Raw genomic sequence first — 17667 nt, 5'->3', positions numbered from 1 at the left:
AAACTATATATTTTGAAATAGGTTGTCCGAAAAACAACCATCGCTAAAAAGCAAAAAGTATGACAACAAAAAGAGTTACCGGTTCTGAAGCACTGATTCTTTCGTTACTGGAAGAAGGGGTAGATACCATATTCGGGTATCCCGGAGGTGCCATCATGCCCGTTTACGATGCATTGTACGATTACGACAAACGGGTAAATCATATTTTAACACGTCACGAACAGGGAGCAATCCACGGTGCACAGGGTTATGCACGAGTCACTGGAAAACCAGGTATTTGCTTCGCAACTTCAGGTCCGGGTGCTACCAACCTAATGACAGGTATTGCTGACGCAATGATCGACTCAACTCCCTTGGTGTGCATAACCGGACAGGTGGCTTCTCCGCTACTTGGAACCGATGCTTTCCAGGAATCAGACATCGTGGGCATGTCGATTCCGGTCACAAAATGGAACTACCAAATAACCTCGCCCGAAGAAATTCCGCAAGCCATCGCCCAGGCATTCTACATTGCCAACAGCGGTCGTCCGGGACCTGTTCTTATCGACCTGACCAAAGATGCACAGTTCGGTGAACTTGATTTTGAATACAAAAAATGCACAAAAATTCGGTCGTATGTGCCCGAAAAACCAGTTGACCCGCATGCCGTAAAAGAAGCTGTTGATTTGATTGATGCAGCCAAAAAACCGATGATCCTTTTTGGGCACGGAATTATCATTGGCCGCGCAGAACAGGAGCTTAAAGAATTTATTGAAAAAGCCGGAATTCCGGCAGCATGGACCATCATGGGTCTTTCAGCACTTCCTACCGATCATCCGCTGAACGTGGGAATGCTGGGCATGCACGGCAATTACGGCCCCAATGTATTGACCAACGAAGCCGACCTGATCATCGCCGTTGGAATGCGTTTCGACGACCGTGTTACCGGAAAAGTAAGTGAATACGCCAAGAAAGCAAAAATCATTCACATCGAAATCGACCCTGCTGAGATCAATAAAATCATCAAAACAGATGTAAGAATTCTGGGCGATGCCAAGAAAGCGTTAAAAATGCTTACTGCAAATGTAAAGGAAAACAGTCATCCTGAATGGATGGAAGAGTTCCACAAATACATGAAAGTTGAGCAGGAAAAAGTAATCGACAAAGACCTTCGCCCAACCAAACCGGGATTGACCATGGGAGAAGTAATCAGCCTTGCTTCGGAAAAAACCAATCATGAGGCGATTTTGGTGACTGATGTGGGCCAGCACCAAATGGTTGCGCAGCGTTACTTCAAATTTAAACATTCGCGCAGCAATGTTACCTCGGGTGGTCTGGGAACCATGGGTTTTTGTTTGCCTGCCAGTATGGGAGCACAACTTGGAGCACCCGACAGAACGGTAATTGCGGTAATCGGCGACGGTGGTTTTCAAATGACCATCCAGGAATTGGGAACCATTGCACAAAACAAACTGCCGGTAAAAATAATTGTACTGAACAACCACTTCTTGGGCATGGTACGCCAGTGGCAACAGTTGTTCTTTGAAAAACGCTATTCTTTCACCGAGCTGCAGAACCCCGATTTCATTATGATTGGAAAGGGATTTGGAATTGAAGGGCACAGGGTAGACAAACGCGAAGATTTGGCAAACGGCATTCAGCAAATGCTGGATCACGACGGTCCTTACCTGTTGGAAGTTACCATTGAAAAAGAAGACAACGTATTCCCGATGGTGCCAACCGGAGCGTCTGTTTCAGATATTATCCTGGAACCATGATTCGGGAAAGAGTAATGCGGAATTAAATCAAAAATTGTATAAGATGAAACGAGTCCCGGGCACTCGGGACGAGTTACATGAGTTGCGATAAAAAACAAACAATTATAAACGAATGAAAAAAGAGTTCATAATAACCATATTCTCTGAAAACCACATCGGTTTGCTGACACGTATCACCATCGTGTTTACCCGGAGAAAGATCAACATCGACAGCTTAACTGTTTCTGAATCGGCATTGCAGGGAATTTACAAATTCACGATTGTAATAAGAGAAACAGAAGCGCAAACGCAAAAAGTGGTAAACCAACTGGAAAAACTGATAGATGTACTAAAAGCCTTCTATCATACCAACGAAGAAATGATTTACCAGGAAATTGCTTTGTACAAGGTTCCGATCGAACCCATTTACGAGAGCGACGCCATCGAAAAAATTGTTCGTAAGGCCGGGGCTCGTATTCTGGAAATCACCAAAGACTATGTAGTGGTTGAAAAAACCGGGCATAAAGAAGATACACAGGCTTTGTTTGAAGAGTTGAATAAATTTCACGTGATGCAGTTTATTCGCTCCGGCAGGGTGGCCATTACCCGTGACCCGATCGAACGCCTCTCTGAGTTCCTGAAAGAAAGGGATGCCTTTTTAAATAGTTTGGATTAAATAATAAGAAAGCCTGTTGATTACGACAGGCTTTTTTGTTATACTTAAATCAATATTTCGCTGAATAAATTCTATTTACTGTGCCTCCTGGTGCACCAGGTTAACCAATGAAATAGTGTATTGCTTTTTAACCGACGAATAGGATATTTTATAATCAGTTGCATACCAACCAGCCTTCTGGTAAGCCTCGGGTTGTGGAATCGGGATGATTTCATCGGGCATGGTAAGCAAATAATCCCGGGTAATCATTGGTTCCCAAAAAATAAATTCGCCCTGGTAAGATCCCCAGATAAAAGTACGGGTAAAGGTTGCTCCCCCCAATTCCGGAGAAGTTAGATCAACCCAATGCGCTCCCATCTGCGGTACCAGTCCCTCCAGTTCCATGTGCATAGGAGGAATATACATAGCATCCGGGGCAGGGTCCAAATACGGCGGAGCCATTGGAGGAATTTCCATTCTGTGCTCGTTTGAAATGGTGTAAAAATGAATATCGAAATGAGGCAAGTCGTATATACCCGGAGGCTCATGTCCCATTGGGTTCCAGTCAAACAAAACATGTGTGTAAAAATTGTTTCCCTTACCTCGGGGTAATTCCAACACGTATTGCATCATTTCGTTGGGCAATTTTTCGAGCGCTTTCGCCGAAACATTTATGCCCACTTCTATGGGGTCGCCATTTTTACTCTGAGTAACGAAAGCCCTAACCACGCCATTTCCCACAGGAACAGTTGAGCTGTAAAAAGTATTCATTGAAGCACTCTTCAATTCAAGCAAACCTTCCTCTTCCGATGAAATTAGTTCATCTTTTTGGCATGATTGCAAACCCCATAAGGAAATTACCAACAGTAAAATCCAACTCTTTCTAATTGTTTTATTCATAACCTTTTATTTTTTTTGACGATGTAATTTACGACAAACCGCTGCGAAATAAAATACCTTTAAGTGTTTTATTGATTCAAATCAATTTTATGCTGAAGGACATTCTGCACCCTAAAATATCTTAAGCACAGAAACCAGGAATGCGAACCGGCGGCTGCCCCAAATAATCCTCACTCAGTTGCCAAAGTGATCGTAGTGGCACATACTTCCCAGTTCGGGGCTTACAGAATTTTATGTTATATTGAAGCGCTGAAAAACCTGCAACAAAATACCAGCAAATTATACCTAAAACAACAAATATGAACATCCTTTCTGCCCGGCAAAAACAATTCTGTTTTAAGCCGCTCACCTTGCTATTCTTTTGGTTGATAGTTTCCTGCACTACAGGAAGTACCAACCTCAACGAGCTAACCTGCGAATACGAGCGTAAACCTCTGGGGATTGATACTCCCAATCCGCGTTTCTCCTGGAAAATTGAATCAGTAGAACGAGGCGTTTATCAAACCTCATTCCGTATTATTGTTGGCGAAAACGAAAAAGAAGTACTTCGAAAAGCTGGAGGCGTATGGGATTCAGGAGAAATACAATCCGGAAATTCCGTCAATATCACGTATGAGGGGAAACCACTGCAAAGCAACCAAAACTACTACTGGCGCGTGTGCATTCAAACAAAAAACGGAGAAGAAATATGGAGTGAACCGGCTTTTTTCCACACCGCGCTTTTTAATGCGTCGGATTGGAAAGCCAACTGGATTACCACCTCTGAAGAAATCATTCATCAAAGTCCGGTTTTCAGAAAAGATTTTGAAATCAGCAAAAAGATCAAACAGGCTTATGCTTTTGTCACGGCCTGCGGCTTTTATGAGTTTACATTAAACGGACAAAAAGTAGGTGACCACGTTTTGGATCCTTCCGTCACCGATTACCGGAAACGGATTTTGTACTCTACTTACGATGTCACAGACCACCTGAATTCAGGAATAAATGTGGCCGGGCTGATGCTGGCAAACGGCGCCTACAACATGCGAAAAGTTGACGACCGGTACAGCTGGGGAGGTGGCGGAAGCGTGCTCGGAAATCCCTGCTTTATTGCCCAGTTGCACATCACTTATAAAGACGGCACTCAAGATGTTATTGTTTCTGATCCAACCTGGAAATACGCGAACGGACCGATCACCTTTAATAACCTATACGGTGGCGAAGACTACAATGCGCAACTCGAAATACCGGGATGGGATACCAAAGATTTCGAAGCAAACGACTGGCAAAAGGCAGTACCAGCCAATCAACCAGGCGGAAAACTGGTCTCGCAGTCAAGCCCTCCGGTTAAGGTCACCGAAACCATCGAACCCGTAAAACAGACAAATCCGGCTGAAGGAGTTTACCTTTTTGATTTGGGACAAAATATTGCCGGATGGTGGAAAGTAGAAATCAAAGGGAAAGCCGGGCAAGTGGTTCGCATTCGGGGAGCCGAAACGCTGAATAACGACCTTTTCCCAAAAAACCTCGAAAATGGTGATGTGTTTAGTGATAAATTCAAATACCATTCGCACGTTTGGACCGACTATACGCTAAAAAGCGAAGAAGTGGAAACTTACGAGCCCCGCTTTTTCTATTCCGGGTTTCGGTACATTGAAGTGGCCACTTCGGACAAAAAAGCGCTGGATGAAATTAAAGTTGCCGGACGTGTTGTTCGCTCTTCCATGGAGTTGAACGGTACTTTTGAATCTTCTGATTCGCTTCTCAACCAAATCCACAAAGCAGGTTTGTGGTCGCAAAAAGGAAACCTGGTTTTCTATCCCACCGATTGCCCGCACCGCGAAAAAGGAGCCTACAATGGCGACGGACAAGTGATCGCCGAAACATCCATCCACGATTTTCAGATGGCATCGTTTTATACTAAATGGATTGCTGACATGCGCGATTCGCAGGAAGAAAATGGCAGGATCCCCAACACATCGCCGGTACTTGTTGGCGGCATGGGAGGCGGCGTAGCCTGGGGAAGTGCCTATATTCTGATTCCCTGGTGGATGAACCAGTATTACAACGACAACCGGATACTGGAAGAAAACTACCCTTCCATGAAAAAATACGCCGACTACCTCAGAACTTTGGCGCAAACCGACCAAAATCCGGAAGAGCCGTACATCATCAACGATTTTATGAGCTACTGGTATTCGTTGGGCGAATGGTGTGCTCCGGGACAAAGTGACTGCCCCAATCACCCGGTGGTGAATACCTTCTATTATTATTTCAATACAAAAACAATGGCTGAAATTGCCAAAGTACTGGGAAAAACCGAAGATGCTGAAAGGTACGCAGCATTAAGCGATACGATCAAACAGGCATTCAACGATAAGTTTTTCAACCCCGAAACCTTTTTGTACGGAACTGATTCCACCTACCAAACCTATCAACTGTTGGCGCTGGCAGGCAACGTTGTACCGGACGGCTACAGAAACAATGTGGTTAAAACCGTAGTTGATGATCTGGAAAAACGCGGTAATCATCTGAATACAGGGATTTTGGGAACCAAATACCTTTGGCCAGTTCTCGTAAACGAAGGACACAGTGAACTCGCCTACCAGGTTGCCACGCAAAAAACATATCCCAGCTTTGGATTCTGGCTGGCAAACCATTCAACCACTTTACTGGAAGAATGGTCGGGAAGAAATTCGCACAACCACGAAATGTTTGGTTCAGTGGTTGAGTATTTCTACAAATACCTGGCAGGCATTCAGTCTCCGGTTGAAGGAAAAACCACCCGCGGTTACCAACACATTCACCTGCAACCCTACTCTCCCGACGGGCTTAACTATGTGAGCGCTTCGCAGGAAACAGCAAGTGGACGTGTATTTTCAGGCTGGGAGAAAAAAGACAACGGCTTCCATTACAAAGTATCAATCCCGGCGAATACCACCGCTACCATTGTATTGCCGGGAGAACTTAAGCAGAACGCAACCCTGTCAGAAGAGGGAACAGTTATCTGGCAAAACAATACGGCTGTCAACCAGGTTCAGGGTATAACAAAAACGGAAGTTGATAGCAATCAGTTGGTTATTTACATTGAATCAGGAGATTATGACTTCATTTTTTCAAACAAATAACTAATTATTCGCAACAAGGTTACTTTAATTTTAATTTAACATCCAATTGTCTTGTTGTATTGATTATTATAACTATAATTGCATCAAATTAATTAAAATGATTTTCAGACTAGGACATCACGGCCATCATGGAAGTATCCAACCAACTGGTAGGCTGTAAATGTTTTGTCTGTTCGTAACGATAATAGGAAAAAGAGGCTTGCCAGTTGGCAAGCCTCTTTTTTTGTTTTAAACAAGAAATTTGAAAGTATAACGGTCATTTCAGCAAAAGGAAAACAAGTAATAATCAAACTTCTCTCCTGACTGTTTAACAGAAGTGCTACCAAAATGACAAAAAAGTGAACGATGGAAAACAAGATTAAAATTGCCATTCAGACCAAAGGAAGGCTGAACGAAGATTCGATGAACCTGATTAACGAAGCAGGAATTGGGCTAAGTGTTGGACGCAGAACACTGGTTTCGGAAGCCAAAAACTTTCCGATGGATGCGCTTTATCTACGCGACGACGATATTCCGCAAACCGTTGCCGACGGGGTGTCTGACATTGGAATTGTAGGTGAAAACGAAGTAGCCGAAAAAAGTGAAAACGTGGTTATTGCCAAACGCCTCGGTTTTAGCAAATGCCGCTTGTCGCTTGCCATTCCCAAATCGCTCGATTATCCCGGACTGGAATTCTTCAACGGGAAAAAAATTGCTACCTCCTACCCCGGAATTCTGAAAAAGTTCTTACGCGAAAACAACATCGACGCTGACATTCACGTGATCACAGGCTCAGTGGAAATTGCTCCCGGAATTGGGCTTGCCGACGCCATTTTTGACATCGTTAGCTCCGGTTCTACACTCGTCAGCAACCGACTGAAAGAAGTGGAGGTGGTGATGAAATCGGAAGCAGTACTGATTGCCAATCCCAATCTAAGCAAAGAGAAAAAGGAAATTCTGGATGAACTGATTTTCAGAATTGAATCGGTACAACGCGCACAAGGGAAAAAATACATTTTGCTGAATATCCCCAACGAAAAAGTGGACGAAATCATTCGATTACTACCAGGAATGAAGGCGCCAACGCTGGTTCCGCTGGCAAAAGAAGGCTGGAGTTCGATGCACTCAGTAATTGCCGAAAACGATTTCTGGGAAATTATCGGCAAATTGAAAAAAGCCGGGGCTGAAGGCATTTTGGTTATCCCGATTGAAAAAATGATTTTTTAAGTAGCTGGAAGTCGGAAGCTCGAAGTCACAAACTTTGAACTCATATTGAACATGACAATACGCCAATACATATTATTTGCCTTGCCGGCTCTGATTTGGGGCTCAACCTGGTTCGCTATCACTTTCCAGTTGGGAACTGTCGATCCGCTCGTATCAGTTTCGTACCGCTTTTTACTGGCCGGTCTGCTGCTTTTCCTTTTTTGTCTGATCAGCGGGAGGCAAATGCGTTTTAGCGTTCGTGAACATTTGCTGATGGCTTTGCTCGGGCTGAGCCTGTTTGGAATAAATTACTGGTTTGTTTACCAGGCTGAAACCATGCTGACAAGTGGTGTTGTCGCCGTGATCTTTTCACTGATCATTTTCTTCAATATCTTTTTCAATGCAATCCTTTTAAAAGGAAAAGTAAAAACGGATGTGATTTTTGCTGCCGTTCTGGGAGTGGGCGGAACTGCCCTTCTTTTTAGGAATGAATGGAACAATTTTGACTTCAGTAACGGAAATGCCATCGTGTTTTTACTTTGTCTGGGCGGATTGATCTCGGCTTCGCTTGGCAATATTTTGTCGGCTTATAAACAGCGCAAAAACATACCGGTGCTGCAGGCCAATGCATTCGGGATGCTGTATGGCGGGCTCTCAATGTTCCTGCTTGTACTGATACTGGGAAAACCCATCGCTTTCGACATGCGGCTGTCCTACTCCATTTCGTTGTTGTATCTTGCCGTTTTCGGATCGATCGTGGCTTTTTCGAGTTACCTGAAATTACTGGGAGAAATTGGTCCCGACCGTTCAGTGTATGTTACGCTGGTAACACCGGCTATAGCCCTCTTAATATCAACTATTTATGAAGATTACCGTTGGGATGTTTTCGCATTTTTAGGATTAATCCTGCTATTTTCGGGAAATCTTCTGGCTATACGTTTAAAAACTAAAAAAATCAGAGCATGAAAACATATGTGAACCCTGATAAAAAATCCTGGGCTGAACTATTGAAACGCCCTTTATTCGATGTTTCTGAGTTGTATGAAAAAGTACAAAACATCCTTAATGAAATTCGTAAAAACGGCGATGAAACGCTCCGTTTTTATACCGAAAAATTTGATGGTGTTGCACTTGAATCGATGGTTGTTGACAAGGCTGAAATGCAAGAAGCAGAATCGTTGGTAAACAACGACCTGAAAGAAGCAATTCATCTGGCAGCAAAAAACATTGAAACCTTTCACTCGGCACAAAAAACCGGGATCAAAAAAGTAGAAACAATACCCGGTGTAACCTGCTGGCAAAAAGCAGTGGCGATTGAAAAGGTGGGTTTGTACATTCCCGGCGGAACCGCTCCGCTTTTCAGCACCGTGCTGATGCTGGCCATTCCTGCACAGATTGCAGGTTGCAAAGAGATTGTACTTTGTTCGCCTCCCAACAAGGAAGGAAAAATTCACCCGGCCATTTTATATGCCGCCAAAGTGGCTGGAGTAACTCAGATCTACAAACTGGGTGGTGTGCAGGCCATCGGAGCCATGGCTTACGGAACGCAATCGGTACCCAAAGTGGACAAAATTTTTGGCCCCGGAAACCAGTATGTGATGGCTGCCAAACAACTGGTGAGCATGAACGACGTTTCGATCGACATGCCCGCCGGTCCTTCAGAAGTGCTGGTGGTAGCTGACGAAACTTCCAATCCCGCATTTGTAGCATCCGACCTGCTTTCGCAGGCAGAACACGGTGCCGACAGCCAAGTTGTGTTGGTGGCCGATTCTCGTGAAACCATCGAAAAAATAAAAGCTGAAGTGGAAGCACAGGTAGCCGTTCTGCCTCGAAAAGAACTGGCAGAAAAAGCACTATCGCATAGTGTGCTGATCGCCCTGGATGATCCGCAGCAACGCATTGCCCTGATCAACGAATACGCACCGGAACACCTGATCATCAGCACAAAAAACTACCGGGATATTTCGGAACAGGTAATCAATGCGGGTTCTGTGTTTTTAGGTGAATTTACCCCCGAAAGTGCCGGCGATTATGCTTCGGGCACCAACCACACACTACCCACCAACGGCTGGGCACGGGCGTACAGCGGGGTAAACCTGGACAGCTTTCTGAAAAAAATCACTTTTCAGGAAATCACCCGGAAAGGACTAAAAAAGATCGGTCCGGCCATTGAGTTGATGGCAGAAGCCGAACAACTGGAAGCCCACAAAAACGCAGTAACATTGCGATTGAGAGAGATTGAAAAAGATTGATGTGAGATTGAAACAGATAGAATAACATGGAACTTAATAAACTTCTACGAAAAAGTATAGCAAACCTGAAACCTTACTCTTCGGCGCGTGACGAATACACCGGCGAAGCGATGGTTTTTCTCGATGCCAACGAGAATCCGTTTAACGAGCCTTACAATCGTTACCCCGATCCGTTGCAACGAACTGTGAAAGAAAAAATTTCGCAGCTGAAAAATGTCGATCCTTCGAATATTTTCCTTGGCAATGGCAGTGATGAACCGATTGATTTGCTGATTCGTGCCTTTTGCGAGCCCGGTGTCGACAACATCGTTTCCATCGACCCAACTTACGGCATGTACCAGGTGGCCGCAGAAATTTCGGATGTAAAACTCAAAAAGGTTTCGTTAACGGCAGAGTATGAACTGGATGTGGAAGCACTTCTGGCTGCCTGCGATTCAAACACCAAATTGATTTTTCTGTGCTCGCCCAACAACCCAACAGCCAACTCATTGGCTAAAGAAAGCATTCTGAAAGTAGTGAAATCATTTGACGGGCTCGTTATCCTCGACGAAGCTTACATTGATTTTGCACCGGGAAAAACGCTTTTAAGCGAACTGGCCGGCTATCCAAATCTTGTGATTCTTCAGACCTTTTCAAAAGCCTGGGGAATGGCAGGAATCAGGCTCGGAATGGCGTTTGCATCGGTAGAGATCGTTTCCGTTTTAAACAAGATCAAATATCCCTACAACCTGAACATTCTGACGCAGCAAAAAGCACTGGAACTACTAAAACAAAACGAGCAGGTGGAAGCGTGGGTAAAATTGCTGATCGACGAACGCGAAAAAATGGCAGCAAAACTAAAGGCCTTGCCTTTTGTTGTTAAAGTGTTTCCTTCCGATGCCAACTTTTTGCTGGTCAAAATGCACGATGCCCGCGGAATCTATCAGTACCTTGTAGACGCGGGGATTATCGTTCGCGACCGCTCGAAAGTGTATTTGTGCGACGACAGTCTGCGCATCACCATTGGCTCGAAAGAAGAGAATAAAATTTTAAGAAAGACATTAAAAAATCTGATATCGTAATGATGAAGAAAGTATTGTTCATTGACCGCGACGGAACGCTGAATTTTGAAACCGAAGACGAACAAATTGATGCGTTTGAAAAACTGGAGTTTCTGCCCAAGGTTTTCAGAAACATGTACAACATCCGCAAAAACCTCGATTACGAACTGGTAATGGTTACCAATCAGGATGGTTTAGGAACTGATTCTTTCCCTGAAGATACCTTTTGGCCTGTTCAGAATTTTATATTGAAAGCCTTTGAAAACGAAGGTGTAACATTCGACGATATCTGCATCGACCGCAGTTTTCCCGAAGAAAAACTCCCCACCCGCAAACCGGGAACAGCGATGCTCACAAAATACATGAACGGCGATTACGACCTGGCCAACAGCTTTGTAATTGGCGATCGTTTAACCGATGTTCAACTGGCTAAAAACCTGGGAGCCAAAGCTATTTTCATCAATAACGGCGATTTGGCTGAAGAGCTGGAATCCAAAGGATTGGCTGACACGTGTGCGCTGGTTTCTGACGACTGGGATGATATTTACGCCTGTGTGGCTTCGCCGCAAAGAACAGCAACTGTTATCCGAAACACCAAGGAAACCTCCATTCTTGTGGAACTAAACATGGATGGTTCGGGCGTTTGTGATATTTCAACGGGCTTGGGCTTTTTCGACCACATGCTGCATCAAATCGGCCGCCACTCGGGCGCTGATCTGAAAATTCAGGTAAAAGGCGATCTCGAAGTAGACGAACACCACACCATCGAAGACACCGGGCTGGCGCTTGGCGAGGCTTTTAAGAAGGCTGTCGGCAATAAACTCGGAATGGAACGTTACGGCTTCTGCCTGCCAATGGACGACTGTTTGGCAATGGCAGCCATCGATTTTGGCGGTCGCCCGTGGTTGATTTGGGAAGCTGATTTCAAACGCGAAAAAGTGGGCGACATGCCCACCGAAATGTTTATGCACTTTTTCAAATCGTTTTCCGATGCTGCTGCCTGCAACCTGAATATAAAAGCTGAAGGCGACAACGAACACCACAAAATTGAAGCGATTTTTAAAGTAGTGGCCAAAGCCATCAAAATGGCCATTCGCCGCGATGTTTTTAACTTTGAATTACCTTCAACCAAAGGAAAACTTTAACTAAAATTTTCACCCGAATAATAATATAGAATGAAGACCATAAAACCGTTACGCGAGAAAAAAAATACAGCCATACTTTTGATTCACTGCCCCGACAGACAAGGGATACTGGCCACAGTCACCGAATTTTTAAACCAGAACAAAGGAAACATCATCTACCTTGATCAACACGTTGACAGACAGGAAAAAATCTTTTACATGCGGGTGGAATGGGAACTGGAGAACTTTGCGATTCCACAGGACAAAATCGGCGAGTATTTTGACACGTTGATTGGCGCTCCCCTGCAAATGTACTGGCGGATTTATTTCTCCAAATCGGTACCAAGAATGGCGCTTTTTGTATCAAAAATGCCGCATTGTTTGTTTGATATTCTGGGACGTTACACAGCCGGAGAATGGGATGTGGACATACCGATGATCATCAGCAACCACGAAACCTTAAAGCCTGTGGCCGAACGTTTTGGCATTCCGTTTTACTACTTCCCCATTAACAAAGACAACAAAGCAGAACAGGAAGCCGCTGAGATAGAATTGCTGCGAAAACACAAGATCGATTTTGTTGTGCTTGCCCGGTACATGCAGGTGCTTTCAGAAGACTTTGTACAAAAATTCCCCAACAAGATCATCAACATTCATCATTCATTTTTACCGGCCTTTGCGGGTGCTAAACCGTATCATGCAGCCCATCAAAGAGGGGTAAAAATCATTGGTGCTACCAGTCATTATGTGACCTCGGAACTGGATGCCGGCCCCATTATCGAACAAAACGTAACACGCTGCAGCCATGTGGATACGGTTGAAAATCTGGTTCGAAAAGGGCGTGATTTGGAAAAAATTGTACTTTCGCAGGCAGTTTATAAACACTTACAGCGAAAAATACTCGTTTATAAAAACCGTACCGTAGTATTCAATTAAAATGAACACCATGAAGAAACTACTTACCTTCGCAATGTTGGCCCTTTGGGGAGTTTGTGCTTCGGCCCAGATTTCTGAATTACCCAACAAGGAAATCCCTGAAGATTACGGTTACATCGTAAAATTGGGTCAACAAGTACCCGATATAACCATGGAGCTTACAGATGGAAAGAAGATCTCAACTTCCGCGCTAAAAGGCAAAGTAGTCATGCTTCAGTTCACCGCCAGCTGGTGCAGCGTTTGCCGCAAGGAAATGCCGCACATTGAAAAAGACATCTGGCAAAAACACAAGAATAACCAAGACTTTGTGCTGGTTGGCGTTGATATGAACGAACCGCTCGACAAGGTCAAAAAGTTCCAAAAGGACATGAAAGTCACGTACCCGCTGGCACTCGACCCGGGAGGTGAGATTTTTTACACGTTTGCGGCCAAAGGTGCCGGCGTAACACGAAACGTAATCATCGACAAAACAGGCAAAATAGTGTACATGACGCGCCTGTATAAAGAGGATGAATTCAGGGAGATGATTGACGTGATTGATTATCTTTTGAAACAGTAAACACGAAAGTAAAAACGACTGCAAGGTGCGGAAAGATTCCTGCTTACGCAGGAATGAAAAGCGGAATTAACCAATTGAAAATGAACATTGTCATTATAAAATACAATGCCGGTAATATCGAATCGGTCAACAACGCATTGAACCGACTCGGAGTCAGTGCTGAAATTACGGCCGATCCCGAGAAAATAAGAAAGGCAGACAAAGTAATATTTCCCGGAGTTGGCGAAGCAAGCACTACCATGGCCTATCTTCGCGAACACAAACTCGACGAACTTATTGTTTCGTTAAAACAACCGGTACTGGGCATATGTCTGGGCCTTCAACTTATGTGTTCACATTCGGAAGAAAACGATACCGATTGTTTGGGAATTTTCGAAGAAAAAGTAAAACGTTTTCTTCCCAAACCTGGCGAAGAATACATCACCAAAGTGCCACACATGGGATGGAATGCAGTTAATCAGCTAAAAAGCGACCTTTTTACAGGTGTAAATGAAAACGAGTACGTTTACTTTGTGCACTCGTATTACGCAGAAAAAAGTGAGCACACCATTGCCACCTGCAATTACATTCAGCCATTTAGTGCAGCGCTGCACAAAAATAATTTTTATGCCACGCAGTTCCACCCCGAAAAAAGCGGGACCATCGGAGCAAAGATTTTGGAGAATTTTTTGAAAATATAGTCGTAAATTGAAGTATGGATAGGTTAACCATTATAAAAGTCGGCGGGAAAGTCGTAGAAGAGCCCGAATCGTTAAATGCGCTGCTCGATCAGTTCCAACGAATTTCGGGAAATAAATTGCTTGTTCATGGAGGCGGCAGAACAGCTACTGTAATTGCCGAAAAGCTGGGGATTGAAACCCAAATGGTGGATGGGCGACGCATTACCGATGCCAAAACGCTGGAGGTTGTTACCATGGTTTACGGCGGTTTGGTAAACAAGCGTATTGTGGCAGGATTACAGGCCCGCGGAATAAATGCAGTTGGCCTGACCGGTGCCGATTTCAACCTCATAAAAGCCCACAAACGCCCGATTAAAGACATCGATTACGGCTTTGTGGGCGACGTGGACGATGTAAACGTATCCGAACTTCGCCTGCTCATCAATGAGAATGTAGTGCCCGTAGTGGCGCCGCTGACCCATGACGCCAAAGGACAACTGCTGAATACCAATGCCGATACCATTGCCTCTGAACTGGCTACAGAGCTGGCTAATTACTTCAAAGTATATCTTTTCTTCTGTTTTGAGAAAAAGGGAGTTCTGCTTAATCCGGATGACGATTCGAGTGTAATTTACGATCTGAATCTTCAGCAGTTTAACGAATACAAAGCAGAAGGAATCATCAGTGCAGGAATGATTCCCAAGCTGGAAAACAGTTTCAGGGCTAAAATGAAAGGAGTACAGGAAATCCTGATCACAAATCCGGAAAACATTATTACCGGCCGGGGCACCAGAATCATCTGATGTTTTTCATTTTCTACTTGCCCCCTTTTCAGGTTTGAGGAGTCGTTCATAAATACTCCGCATTAACAGCGCTTCATGTTATATTGCTTTGATCAGAAGAAAGCAGCTGATGTTTTCTTCTTTCGGGGGCATAAACCGCGTCATGACAAAAATCATATAATGCTATATCTCAGATGATTCAACGTTTTCAAAGCTCATTCAGATCATTTGTTTAATACGAAAATATTCTGCAAAGCATTTTTGATAATCCGTCAGAATTTAGTAAGTTAAAGTCGCAAAATTTTCGGGTTACACCTAACTGGAGAATAAACTATTGAAAATTTAAAAACCTTATTTACAACATACTATCATGGCAAATATTATTGAAAGTACATGTACCAATTGTGCCAAGCTGGAAGATGGTTGCTGTAAAACGTGTATCACTGAACATAAATTCAACATATTTTCCCCTCTCACAAACGAGGAAATCGAGTTTCTGATCGATGATAAAAAGCAAATAATTTACAAAACCGGCGAGACGATTATGAAGCAAAATACCTCGTCGACCCATGTTGTTTGTGTTCGATCGGGACTGGCAAAATTGTATGTGGAAAGTGATAACGGGAAAAACGTAATCGTTCGTATTGCCAAAAAAGGAGATTTTATTACCGGGGGAGGATTATTTAACGGCAGTGTACAGCACTTTAGCATAACTGCCCTCACTCCCGTCAGATGTTGCCTTATTGATTCGGCAAAGCTCACCACCCTCTTTTCGGAGAATAATTCGTTTGCAGTTGGGCTGCTTCGATACAACACCAAACAAAACAATTACCTGCTTAACAAGCTGGTAAATCACACCCAAAAATACATGCCGGGCCGGGTAGCAGATACCTTGCTTTACCTGAAAAACGAGATTTTTGCAGAAAGCGCTTTCCAGGCTCCGTTAACAAGGCAGGAACTGGCCGAGATGTCAAACATGACCAAAGAAAGCTTTGTCCGGATTTTACACCAGTTCAAAGATTCAAAATTAGTAGCCGTAGATGGCAACACCATTGAGATCCTCAATGAAAACTCCCTGATAGCCATTAGTAAAAATGGGTAATTGACATATATCAACCCAATTGTTGTCAATAATCAATTGGGGGGTTCTTTTATATCATACCAGGCACTTTCAAACGTGATTCGCAGGATATTACTTTTACCTCTTATTAGATAAGAATAAAAATTCAATTACCTAATCTATTACGTTATGAAATACAAATCACTTTTAAAACTATTCTTTTTGGGTTTCTGTTGCGCAGTTTTAGCGACTTCTTGTACAAAAGAAGGACCGATGGGACCCGCAGGAGCCGATGGAACAAATGGAACAAATGGTGAAGATGGACAAGATGGAAATGTTACTTGTTTGGTGTGCCATACTACCGCAAACATGACAGCGGTTAAGGAACAGTATGCCACTTCAACTCACGCAAGCGGCAATGCAACAGCCAGAAGTGCAAGCAATTCATGTGCTCCATGTCACTCTCACGAAGGATTTCTTGAAATGCTAACTACCGGAAACGATACCACTTTTGCAGGCTTTGCACATCCAACAGTGATGAATTGTAAAACTTGTCATGAAGGCCACGTTTCTTTCGATTTTGAAACCGATGGACAGGATTATGCATTACGCACAGTTGAACCTGTTAACCTGATGCTTTATGCCGATCCTACAAAAGTTATTGACTACGAAAACAACTCAAACCTGTGTGTGAATTGTCACCAGCCAAGAAACTCTTACCCGGTTCCCGGCTCAAACGGCGAAACTACAGTTACAGTTACAAGCAGCCGTTACGGCCCACACCACGGTCCTCAGGGTACTTTGGTTGAAGGTATCGGATGTTGGGAACCACAAGGTACAACTGCTTATCCGGGCACTAAATCAGCAGCACACCGCAACGCTGGGGCTTGTGTATTGTGCCACATGTCTGAATACGATAATGGCGAAGGCGGCCACACTTGGAATCCTTCTTTGGAAAGCTGTACAGCGTGTCACTCAAGTGCCACTAACTTTGATGTAAACGGATTCCAGACAGAAATCGAAGAATTGTTTACCCAGCTTCATAATAAACTTCTCGAGAAAGGTGCAATCACCAGCTCAGGAAGCCGTGTTTCAGGTACTTATCCGCTTAACGTTGGTGGAGCAATGTGGAACTATGCTACCATCCTCGAAGACCGCAGTAACGGGGTACACAACCCAAAATACATCCGCGCGGTTCTGAAAAATACGCTTGAATCACTCAACTAATAGAATAACAGAAAAAGACTTCTGCTGAAGAAGTCTTTTTTTCACTAACATTTATTATTATGAGAGCACTAAAGATTATAATATCAACCATAGCATTGGCATTATTTTTTGGTGGATGTGCTTATGATTTCATTCCGCAGGAAGAAGTCATTGACCCGGATGATCCGAATGCAGAAACAATTTCCTTTTCGACAGAAATTGTTCCGATTTTCACATCCAAATGCGTACGCTGCCACTCAACAGGGGCAACAACTCCTGACCTGTCAACAAACAATGCCTATTCATCGCTCAACAGTTCTAGGTATGTTAATGAAAGTACTCCTGAGTCGAGCTTGATTTACACCAAACCATTAGGCAGTCATGGAGCAACCTATTCTGATGCCGAGGCTGCAAAAATATTGCTGTGGATCAAGCAGGGTGCACAGGATAATTAAAAAACCAAATC

The 17667-nt window shown here is 43.9% G+C and carries 16 protein-coding genes; 15 read left to right on the top strand and 1 reads right to left on the bottom strand.

From position 1 onward, the window contains the following. The first annotated feature begins 59 nt into the window (after positions 1 to 59). Both ilvB and ilvN read left to right on the top strand, forming a co-directional pair. Positions 60 to 1757, top strand: a complete 1698-nt coding sequence (gene ilvB, locus D1614_RS02025; protein ID WP_119436197.1) for a biosynthetic-type acetolactate synthase large subunit — start codon at positions 60 to 62, stop codon at positions 1755 to 1757. A 112-nt stretch (positions 1758 to 1869) separates the two neighbouring features. Further along, entirely contained in the window at positions 1870 to 2412 is a 543-nt protein-coding gene (gene ilvN / locus D1614_RS02020) for an acetolactate synthase small subunit (RefSeq protein ID WP_119436196.1), read from the top strand. A 75-nt stretch (positions 2413 to 2487) separates the two neighbouring features. Here the strand turns inward: ilvN and D1614_RS02015 are convergent, their stop codons facing one another. After that, a complete protein-coding gene (locus tag D1614_RS02015; protein WP_119436195.1) occupies positions 2488 to 3291 on the bottom strand; it encodes a DUF5602 domain-containing protein in 804 nt (267 codons plus the stop codon). 299 nt (positions 3292 to 3590) lie between these two features. Here D1614_RS02015 and D1614_RS02010 point away from each other — a divergent pair, with 299 nt between their 5' ends. The 13 genes from D1614_RS02010 (at position 3591) to D1614_RS01945 (ending at position 17656) form a co-directional block, all read left to right on the top strand. After that, positions 3591 to 6398 carry a family 78 glycoside hydrolase catalytic domain gene (locus D1614_RS02010; protein ID WP_119436194.1) on the top strand — a complete coding sequence of 936 codons (2808 nt, stop codon included), beginning with the start codon at positions 3591 to 3593 and terminating at the stop codon, positions 6396 to 6398. A 345-nt stretch (positions 6399 to 6743) separates the two neighbouring features. Beyond that, entirely contained in the window at positions 6744 to 7604 is an 861-nt protein-coding gene (gene hisG, locus D1614_RS02000; protein ID WP_119436192.1) for an ATP phosphoribosyltransferase, read from the top strand. Between the two features lie 51 nt (positions 7605 to 7655). Continuing rightward, positions 7656 to 8549, top strand: a complete 894-nt coding sequence (locus D1614_RS01995; protein ID WP_119436191.1) for a DMT family transporter — start codon at positions 7656 to 7658, stop codon at positions 8547 to 8549. Further along, complete coding sequence (hisD, locus tag D1614_RS01990) at positions 8546 to 9835, top strand: histidinol dehydrogenase (protein ID WP_119436190.1); 1290 nt, start codon at positions 8546 to 8548, stop codon at positions 9833 to 9835. Before D1614_RS01995 ends, hisD begins: the two co-directional genes overlap by 4 nt. 26 nt (positions 9836 to 9861) lie before the next feature. After that, positions 9862 to 10896 carry a histidinol-phosphate transaminase gene (gene hisC, locus D1614_RS01985; RefSeq protein WP_119436189.1) on the top strand — a complete coding sequence of 345 codons (1035 nt, stop codon included), beginning with the start codon at positions 9862 to 9864 and terminating at the stop codon, positions 10894 to 10896. After that, positions 10896 to 12020, top strand: a complete 1125-nt coding sequence (hisB, locus tag D1614_RS01980) for a bifunctional histidinol-phosphatase/imidazoleglycerol-phosphate dehydratase HisB (protein WP_438268348.1) — start codon at positions 10896 to 10898, stop codon at positions 12018 to 12020. The genes hisC and hisB overlap by 1 nt, the downstream gene beginning before the upstream one ends. Before the next feature lie 30 nt (positions 12021 to 12050). After that, positions 12051 to 12935: a formyltetrahydrofolate deformylase gene (gene purU / locus D1614_RS01975; RefSeq protein ID WP_119436188.1), complete on the top strand. Its 885-nt coding sequence runs from the start codon at positions 12051 to 12053 to the stop codon at positions 12933 to 12935. Positions 12936 to 12945: 10 nt separating this feature from the next. Beyond that, on the top strand, positions 12946 to 13494 hold the full coding sequence (locus tag D1614_RS01970) for a TlpA family protein disulfide reductase (RefSeq protein WP_119436356.1): 549 nt from the start codon (positions 12946 to 12948) through the stop codon (positions 13492 to 13494). A gap of 80 nt (positions 13495 to 13574) precedes the next feature. Then, the gene (hisH, locus tag D1614_RS01965) at positions 13575 to 14174 is read left to right on the top strand and encodes an imidazole glycerol phosphate synthase subunit HisH (RefSeq protein WP_119436355.1); all 600 of its coding nucleotides are present in this window, start codon (positions 13575 to 13577) and stop codon (positions 14172 to 14174) included. Between the two features lie 14 nt (positions 14175 to 14188). Continuing rightward, positions 14189 to 14956, top strand: coding sequence for an acetylglutamate kinase (gene argB, locus D1614_RS01960; protein WP_119436187.1), 768 nt, complete (start codon positions 14189 to 14191; stop codon positions 14954 to 14956). 349 nt (positions 14957 to 15305) lie between these two features. Continuing rightward, positions 15306 to 16037: a Crp/Fnr family transcriptional regulator gene (locus D1614_RS01955; protein ID WP_119436186.1), complete on the top strand. Its 732-nt coding sequence runs from the start codon at positions 15306 to 15308 to the stop codon at positions 16035 to 16037. A gap of 231 nt (positions 16038 to 16268) precedes the next feature. Next, complete coding sequence (locus tag D1614_RS01950; RefSeq protein ID WP_119436185.1) at positions 16269 to 17222, top strand: hypothetical protein; 954 nt, start codon at positions 16269 to 16271, stop codon at positions 17220 to 17222. 59 nt (positions 17223 to 17281) lie between these two features. After that, positions 17282 to 17656 carry a hypothetical protein gene (locus D1614_RS01945; RefSeq protein WP_119436184.1) on the top strand — a complete coding sequence of 125 codons (375 nt, stop codon included), beginning with the start codon at positions 17282 to 17284 and terminating at the stop codon, positions 17654 to 17656. Positions 17657 to 17667: the final 11 nt, after the last annotated feature.

It is taken from the genome of Maribellus luteus, from assembly GCF_003576475.1.
Classification (GTDB): domain Bacteria; phylum Bacteroidota; class Bacteroidia; order Bacteroidales; family Prolixibacteraceae; genus Draconibacterium; species Draconibacterium luteum.
Note: the sequence above shows the minus strand (reverse complement) of the source record. Positions and strands in the feature narration are given on the sequence as shown.